The organism is Microbacterium sp., assembly GCF_032084865.1.
Lineage (GTDB): Bacteria > Actinomycetota > Actinomycetes > Actinomycetales > Microbacteriaceae > Microbacterium.
Map to the genome: position 1 here is coordinate 1 of NZ_DAMDLU010000149.1, position 7,117 is coordinate 7,117.

Genomic DNA, 7,117 nt, shown 5'->3' on the forward strand with positions numbered 1-7,117 from the left:
CGAGCCGCGGCACGTCGACGCCCTCCGACACCATGCGCACCGCGACCATCCACCGCCGGTCGTCGGCGCTGAACCTCTCGATGCGCTCCGACGCCGATGCGTCGTCGCTGAGCACCACGGTGGGCTGCTGCCCGGTGATGCTGTGCAGGATCTTCGCGTACGCACGAGCGACGGTCTGGTCGGTGGCGAGCACGAGCCCGCCGGCGTCGGGCACGTGGTGGCGGATCTCGGAGAGGCGGCGGTCGGCGGCGCGCAGCACTGCAGGCATCCACTCCCCCTCCGGATCCAGCGCCGTGCGCCAAGCCTGCGAGGTGACGTCCTTGGTGTTGTCCTGGCCGAGGTGCGCCTCGAGCTCATCGCCGGCGCTCGTGCGCCAGCGCATCTTGCCGGAGTACATGTGAAACAGCACCGGGCGCACGACGCCGTCTTCCAGAGCCCGGCCGTAGCCGTACGCGTAGTCGGTGCTCGACACCCGGGCGCCCGACTCGTCGGGCAGGTACTCGACGAACGGGATCGGAGCGGTGTCGCTGCGGAAGGGCGTGCCCGAGAGCAGCAGCCGCCGCTTCGCCGGGCCGTAGGCATCGCGGATCGCGTCACCCCAGCTGAGCGCGTCGCCACCGTGGTGCACCTCGTCGAGGATCACCAGCGTGTTCGCGTCTTCCGTCAGGTGCCGATGCACCGACGACTTCGCGGCGACCTGCGCGTACGTCACGACGACGCCGTGGTACTGCCGTGACGGCGCCCAGTGGCTGTTGCGGAACCGCGGGTCGAGACGGATGTGCACGCGTGCAGCGGCGTCGGCCCACTGCGTCTTGAGGTGCTCGGTCGGCGCGACGACGATGATCCGGTTCACCTCGCCCATCCGCAGCAGCTCGACCGCCAGGGTCAGAGCGAACGTGGTCTTGCCTGCGCCCGGGGTGGCGGCGACGAGAAAGTCGCGCTGATCTGCCTCGAAGTACTGCTCGAGCGCCTCGCGCTGCCATGCCCTCAGCTTGTCGGCGGTGCCCCACGGGGCGCGCTGAGGGAAGGACGGAGAGAGCATCGCCTCTACGATAATCCAGGCCGCCGACAGTTCGGCCCGAGGCCGGGGGTAGGCTCGGATGCTGTGCTGCGGGCGCCTCGTGGCACTTCCTGTCGAAGGAGAGACGATGGTCGATCAGGATTCGTCGCGCACCCCGTACGTCGCCAACGAAGGCCCTCACCCGTGGCGTCGCTTCGTGGCGGTCGGAGACTCGTTCACCGAGGGGATCGGCGACCCCGACGACAGGGCTCCGGGCGGTCACCGGGGCTGGGCCGATCGGGTCGCGGAGGTGCTGTCGCAGGACGTCGGCGACTTCGCGTACGCCAACCTCGCCGTGCGCGGCAAGCTCATCGCGCAGATCGCCGCCGAGCAGATCGAACCGGCGGTCGCCCTGAAGCCCGATCTCGTGTCGATCTGCGCCGGAGGCAACGATGTGATCCGTCCGCGCACCGACCCGGATGACATCGCAGCACAGCTCGAGCGCGCCGTCGAGCGCCTGGCCTCCACCGGGGCCGCGGTCGTGCTGTTCACCGGCATCGACACCCACTTCACGCCGGTGTTCCGGCCGTTCCGCGGCAAGGTCGCGATCTACAACGAGAACGTGCGCGCGATCGCCGACCGTCACGACTGCATCGTCGCCGACCAGTGGGCGCTGAAGGTCATCCAGGACACCCGGTTCTTCGCCGACGACCGACTGCACCTGAACGCGCTCGGCCATCACGAGGTCGCGCGGATGGTGCTGCGTGCGCTGAACGTGCCGAACGCCCTGCAGCCGATGCAGCCCGACCCGATGCCCGTGCGCACCTGGCGCGCGGCGCGCACCGAAGACATCGGCTGGGCGCGCGAGCACCTCGTGCCGTGGGTGCTGCGCCGCCTGCGACACCAGTCGTCGGGCGACACCATCGCCGCGAAGCGCCCCGAGGCGATGCCTTACCTGAGCCGCGACCTCGACTGATCCGGTCCGGACGGAACGCGTCCGCTGCGCGGCTCAGCGCGTCGCGTAGAACGCCACCGCTGACGCCGCCGCGACATTGAGCGAGTCCACCCCGCCCATCATCGGGATGGTGACCCGTCGATCGAGCACGCGGTCGGTCTCGGGCCGGATGCCGTCGCCCTCGGTGCCGAAGATCAGCGCGAGCCGCGCGGGTGACTCCGCCACGAGATCGTCGAGCGTGATCGCGTCGTCTCCGAGCGTCATCCCGGCGACGAGGAATCCGGCCGAGCGCAGTTCGTCGATTGCCGCGGGCCAGCTCTCGATTCGCGTCCACGGCACCTGGAACACCGTGCCCATCGACACGCGCACCGAGCGCCGGTACAGCGGATCGGCGCAGGTGGGGCTCACCAGAACCGCATCGACCCCGAGCGCTGCCGCCGAACGGAAGATCGCGCCGACGTTGGTGTGGTCGGTGAGCCCTTCCAGGACGGCGATCCGCGGGCGCCGTGCACCGATCTGCGACAGCAGATCGGACAGCCGCGGGTGCGCGGGCCGGTGCATGGCAGCCATCACGCCGCGGTGCACCGCGAATCCGGTGAGCTGCTCGGCGACCTCGTCGGCCACCACGTACACGGGAGCGTCGATCCCGCCCAGCAGGCCGGCCACGGCATCCGTCCACTTCTGCTGGGTCAGGATCGACCGCGGGCGGTGCCCCGCCCGAAGCGCGCGCTCGATCACCTTCGCCGACTCCGCGATGTACAGACCCCCTGCCGGTTCCTGAACTCGCCGCAACGCCGTGTCGGTGAGCGAACGGTAGTCGTCGAGGATCGGGTCGAGCGGGTCGCTCACGTGGTGCAGCTGCATCCGTCCATGCTGGCAGGTGGAATCGGCCCGATGCGCCGCCCGCGCGAATAGACTTCCCGGGTGCAGTCGCTCGAGCTCTCGAACACGGTCTCCGATGCCGTCGAGCGCGCGACTGGACTCCTGCAGGGCCGCACGTTCGCCGTGCTGACCGGCGCGGGCATCTCGACCGACTCGGGCATCCCCGCCTATCGCGGTGCCGGCGCGCCGCCGCGCTCGAAGCCGATGACGATCCAGACGTACCTCTCTGATGAGGCCGCGCGGCGGCGGTACTGGCTCGGCGGCCATCTCGGATACCGAGCGTTCACGACGCCCGATCCGAACGGCGGCCATCTCGCGCTCGCAGCTCTGGAGCGCGCGGGCGCGTCGACCGGGGTGGTCACGCAGAACGTCGACGGACTGCACCTGCGCGCAGGAAGTCGGCGGGTCGTCGAGCTGCACGGCACCATGCATCGCACGTTCTGCCTGCACTGCCGCCAGGTATACGACCGCCGGGCCATCGCCGAGCGCATCGAACAGCTCAACCCGTGGATCCTCGTTCCCGAGAACATCGCGCTCAATCCGGACGGGGATGTGTCGCCGGAGAGCACGGCCGGATTCGTCATCCCGACCTGCGAGATCTGCGGCGGGATGCTGAAGCCCGATGTGGTGTACTTCGGCGAGTTCGTGCCGACCGCCCGTTTCGCGCTGGCCGAATCGCTCGTGCACGCCTCCGATGCGCTGCTGGTGGCAGGCACCTCTCTCACGGTGAACTCCGGCATCCGGGTGATCGAACGCGCCCGCCGACGCGACATGCCGATCGTGATCGTCAACCACGAGCCGACGAGAGCGGATGCCTGGGCCGACGCCGTCATCGGGGGCGGCACGACCGAGGTGCTCACCGCCCTGGCAGTCCGCCTCGGTGCTCTCTGAGCTGCGCTGACGGCAGCTCGCCTAGGCTCGAGTGGTGACCTTGCTGACACTCGTACGCCATGGACAGACCGACTGGAACCTCGCCCGTCGCATCCAGGGCGCCACCGACATCCCGCTCAACGACACCGGACGCGATGACGCGCGCCGAGCAGCCGCCGCCCTCGCCGGCGAACCGTACGACGCGATCTACGCGAGCCCGCTGGTGCGGGCGCAGCAGACCGCGCAGATCATCGCCGACGAGCTCGGGCTCGGCAGACCGGCGCTCACGCGCGGGTTGCGCGAGCGCACCTTCGGCGACGGCGAGGGCATGCTCGTCGAGGACTACCTGACGACCTGGGGTGACTGGACCTCGGCGGTGCCCGGTGCGGAGACCCTCGACGAGGTCCGCGACCGCGCGCTGGACTCCCTCGAGCGGATCGTCCGCGACGCGCGTCGACGGTCGGCGCCGCGAGCGGAGTCGATCATCGTCGTCAGTCACGGCGGCGTCATCCGCTCGCTGCTCATGCACGTGTCCGGCGGCTCACTGCCGCGGGTGGGTGATTCGCTGCACAACGGGTCGGTGCACCGCTTCGTCGCCGAGCGCGGCACGCTGCGGCTGCTCGAGGCGATCCCGATCTGACCCTTCGGCAGGCTCAGCGCCGGCTCAGCACGGCCCGGGCGTGCCGCAGCACGGGCTCGTCGATCATCCGCCCCTCGAAGCGGAACACGCCCCGCTCCCCCTCTGCTGCCGTCAGCACGGCCACGGCCCAGCCGATCGTCGCCGGGTCGGGTCGGTACCCGTCACGGATCACCGGAACCTGCTTCGGGTGGATGCACGCGGTCGCCCCGAACCCGGATGCCACCGCATCCGCGGCCTCAGCGGCGAGGCCGTCCACGTCGTCGATGTCGAGGTGCACCGCGTCGACGGCCGTCCGGCCGTACGCGCCGGCCGCGAGCAGCACCTGTACCCGCGCCGCGCGGGCGACGTCGCGGTAGCGACCGTCCGCGAAGCGGCTCGACATGCCGCCGAGGGATGCCACGAGGTCCTCGGCACCCCACATCATCCCGACGGTGCGCTGGTGAGCCGCGATCTCCCCCGCGCGGTGGACACCGCGCGCGGTCTCGCACAGGGCGATCAGCCCGAACTCCGCGCCGAACGCGTCGAACGCCGCCGGATCCTCGCTCTTGGCCACCATCACCGTGCGGAACGGCGTGCGTCGCACCGCCTCGACGTCCCGTGCGAACTCCGCGGTCTCGGGTGCGTTCACCCGCACGATGACGCGGTCGGGATCCAGATCGGCGGCGATGACGTTCTCGCGCGCCTGCGTCTTGGCATCCGGAAGCACCGCATCCTCGAGATCGAGGATCACGGCATCCGCCTTCTGCAGCGCCCCCGCGAACCGCTCGGGGCGGTCTGCCGGGCAGAACAGCAGCGCCGGGCCCATGCCGAGGGTCATCGCTCGCCGTCCGGCAGGCAGCGCATCAGCGCGGTGCGGGTGGCCTTCGCCACGACCACGCCGTCCTGATTGCGTCCGGTGTGCTCGATCGTGCAGATGCCCTGACCGGGCCGGGAGGCCGAGAGGCGCTTGTCGACGATCACGCTCTCGGTGTACAGCGTGTCGCCGTGGAAGAGCGGATGCGGGAACGAGATGTCTCCGAGCCCCAGCTGCGCGACCAGCGTGCCCTGGGTGAGCTGTGCCACCGACGCGCCGACCATCGTCGACAGCGTCCACATCGAGTTCATCAGCCGCTGGCCGAACGGCTGCTGCGCGTCGGCGAACGCCGCATCGAGGTGCAGCGCCTGCGTGTTCATCGTGAGGGTGGTGAAGAGCACGTTGTCGGCCTCGGTGGCCGTGCGTCCCGGCCGGTGCAGGTAGCGCGCGCCGACCTCGAACTCCTCGAAGTACAGTCCGCGCTGAACGATGTCGGTCATGCTCGAACGCTATCCGACCAGGCCCAGCGACCGGGCGATGACGAGCAGCTGCACCTCGGTGGTGCCCTCGCCGATCTCGAGGATCTTCGAGTCGCGATAGTGCCGCGCGACGGAGTACTCGTTCATGAAGCCGTTGCCGCCGAAGATCTGCGTCGCATCGCGGGCGTTGTCCATCGCCGCCTCGCCCGACACGAGCTTGGCGATCGCGGCCTCCTCGGCGAACGGGCGACCGGCGTCGCGCAGGCGCGCGGCGTGGTGCCAGGCCAGACGGGCGGTGTGCACGCGGGCGCGCATGCGGGCCAGGGTGAACTGGGCGTTCTGCCTGGTGCTCAGCGCCGCGCCGAACACGGTGCGCTTGTTGGCGTAGTCGACGGCGGCCTCCAGGCATCCCTCCGCGGCGCCCGTCGCGAGCGCGGCGATCGCGATGCGCCCCTCGTCGAGGATGCTGAGGAAGTTCTTGAAGCCGAGCCCGCGCTCGCCGAGCAGGTTGGTCTCGGGGACGCGAGCGTCGGCGAGGGTGAGCGGATGGGTGTCGGAGGCGTTCCAGCCCACCTTGTCGTACGGCGGCTCGACGGTGAATCCGGGAGTGCCGTTCGGGACGATGATCGTGGAGATCTCCTTGCGCCCCTCGTTCTCGCCGGTGACCGCGGTCATGGTCACGAAGCGGGTGATCGCCGTGCCGGAGTTGGTGATGAACTGCTTGCTGCCGTTGAGCACCCACTCGCCGCCCTCGAGGCGCGCCGTCGTGCGGGTGGCGCCGGCATCGCTACCCGCCTCCGGCTCGGTGAGGCCGAAGCCCGCCATAGCCTCGCCGGCGAGCAGCGCGGGCAGGTGCTCCTGCTTCTGCTCCTCGGTGCCGAAGCGGTAGACGGGCATCGCGCCCAGGCTCACGCCGGCCTCGAGGGTGATCGCGAGCGACTGGTCGACGCGGGCGATGCCTTCGATCGCAAGGCCGAGCGCGAGGTAGTCGCCGCCCTGCCCGCCGTACTCCTCCGAGAAGGGCAGCCCGAACAGGCCCATCTCGCCCATCTGCCGTACGACGTCGAGGTTGAGCGTGTGCGTGCGATCCGCCTCGTACGCCTGCGGCGCGACGACCTCGTCCGCGAACTCGCGCACCATCGCGGCGAGCTCGCGCTGCTCTTCGTTGAGGTCGACACCGGTGAGTTCGGTCTGGGCGCTCATGCTGTCTCCTGTTCGCTGACTCGTGCCACGGGCTGGTCCCGTCGCACCTGGTCGCCGAGGGCGACCAGCAGGTGCACCGTGCCGTCGTGGGGCGCGAGCACCGGATGCTCCATCTTCATCGCCTCGATCGAGACGAGCGGATCTCCCGCATGCACCACGTCGCCGTCGGCGACATGGACAGCCACGATGCTGCCCGGCATGGGGGCACGCCCCTCGGGCTGGCTCGGCCCGGATGCGCGCTCCCGCTCGGCGAGGCGGCGCTGCATGCGCCCCCGGCGGGAGAGCGGGCGCAGGC

At 70.5% G+C, this 7,117-nt stretch carries 9 protein-coding genes; 3 read left to right on the top strand and 6 right to left on the bottom strand.

Annotated features, from left to right (window positions below; genetic code table 11):
- Window positions 1-1,042: DEAD/DEAH box helicase family protein (locus RT309_RS12850; protein WP_313357623.1), on the bottom strand; the 1,042-nt coding region annotated here is incomplete at its 3' end.
- Window positions 1,043-1,148: 106 nt separating this feature from the next.
- Between RT309_RS12850 and RT309_RS12855 the strand changes: the two genes are divergently transcribed.
- Complete coding sequence (locus RT309_RS12855) at window positions 1,149-1,976, top strand: SGNH/GDSL hydrolase family protein (protein ID WP_313357625.1); 828 nt, start codon at window positions 1,149-1,151, stop codon at window positions 1,974-1,976.
- Between the two features lie 33 nt (window positions 1,977-2,009).
- On the opposite strand, the gene RT309_RS12860 is transcribed toward RT309_RS12855, so the two are convergent.
- Entirely contained in the window at window positions 2,010-2,819 is an 810-nt protein-coding gene (locus RT309_RS12860; RefSeq protein WP_313357626.1) for an RNA methyltransferase, read from the bottom strand.
- Window positions 2,820-2,879: 60 nt separating this feature from the next.
- On the opposite strand from RT309_RS12860, the gene RT309_RS12865 reads away from it, so the two are divergent.
- Both RT309_RS12865 and RT309_RS12870 read left to right on the top strand, forming a co-directional pair.
- Window positions 2,880-3,728: a Sir2 family NAD-dependent protein deacetylase gene (locus RT309_RS12865; RefSeq protein WP_313357628.1), complete on the top strand. Its 849-nt coding sequence runs from the start codon at window positions 2,880-2,882 to the stop codon at window positions 3,726-3,728.
- A 34-nt stretch (window positions 3,729-3,762) separates the two neighbouring features.
- Window positions 3,763-4,347 carry a histidine phosphatase family protein gene (locus tag RT309_RS12870; RefSeq protein WP_313357630.1) on the top strand — a complete coding sequence of 195 codons (585 nt, stop codon included), beginning with the start codon at window positions 3,763-3,765 and terminating at the stop codon, window positions 4,345-4,347.
- 13 nt (window positions 4,348-4,360) lie between these two features.
- Here the strand turns inward: RT309_RS12870 and RT309_RS12875 are convergent, their stop codons facing one another.
- From RT309_RS12875 to RT309_RS12890, 4 genes are all read right to left on the bottom strand, one after another.
- Entirely contained in the window at window positions 4,361-5,164 is an 804-nt protein-coding gene (locus RT309_RS12875) for a CoA ester lyase (RefSeq protein ID WP_313357632.1), read from the bottom strand.
- Window positions 5,161-5,640: a MaoC family dehydratase gene (locus RT309_RS12880; RefSeq protein ID WP_313357634.1), complete on the bottom strand. Its 480-nt coding sequence runs from the start codon at window positions 5,638-5,640 to the stop codon at window positions 5,161-5,163. Before RT309_RS12880 ends, RT309_RS12875 begins: the two co-directional genes overlap by 4 nt.
- Before the next feature lie 9 nt (window positions 5,641-5,649).
- A complete protein-coding gene (locus RT309_RS12885) occupies window positions 5,650-6,822 on the bottom strand; it encodes an acyl-CoA dehydrogenase family protein (RefSeq protein ID WP_313357636.1) in 1,173 nt (390 codons plus the stop codon).
- A partial coding sequence (locus RT309_RS12890; protein WP_313357637.1) for an acetyl-CoA carboxylase biotin carboxyl carrier protein subunit occupies window positions 6,819-7,117 on the bottom strand: 299 nt, incomplete at its 5' end. The genes RT309_RS12890 and RT309_RS12885, both read right to left, overlap by 4 nt.

Bases quoted from the DNA above. Each gene is read 5' to 3' on its own strand.
- RT309_RS12855 (WP_313357625.1), top strand. From the start codon at position 1,149: ATGGTCGATCAGGATTCGTCGCGCACCCCGTACGTCGCCAACGAAGGC.
- RT309_RS12860 (WP_313357626.1), bottom strand. From the start codon at position 2,819: ATGCAGCTGCACCACGTGAGCGACCCGCTCGACCCGATCCTCGACGAC.
- RT309_RS12875 (WP_313357632.1), bottom strand. From the start codon at position 5,164: ATGACCCTCGGCATGGGCCCGGCGCTGCTGTTCTGCCCGGCAGACCGC.
- RT309_RS12880 (WP_313357634.1), bottom strand. From the start codon at position 5,640: ATGACCGACATCGTTCAGCGCGGACTGTACTTCGAGGAGTTCGAGGTC.
- RT309_RS12885 (WP_313357636.1), bottom strand. From the start codon at position 6,822: ATGAGCGCCCAGACCGAACTCACCGGTGTCGACCTCAACGAAGAGCAG.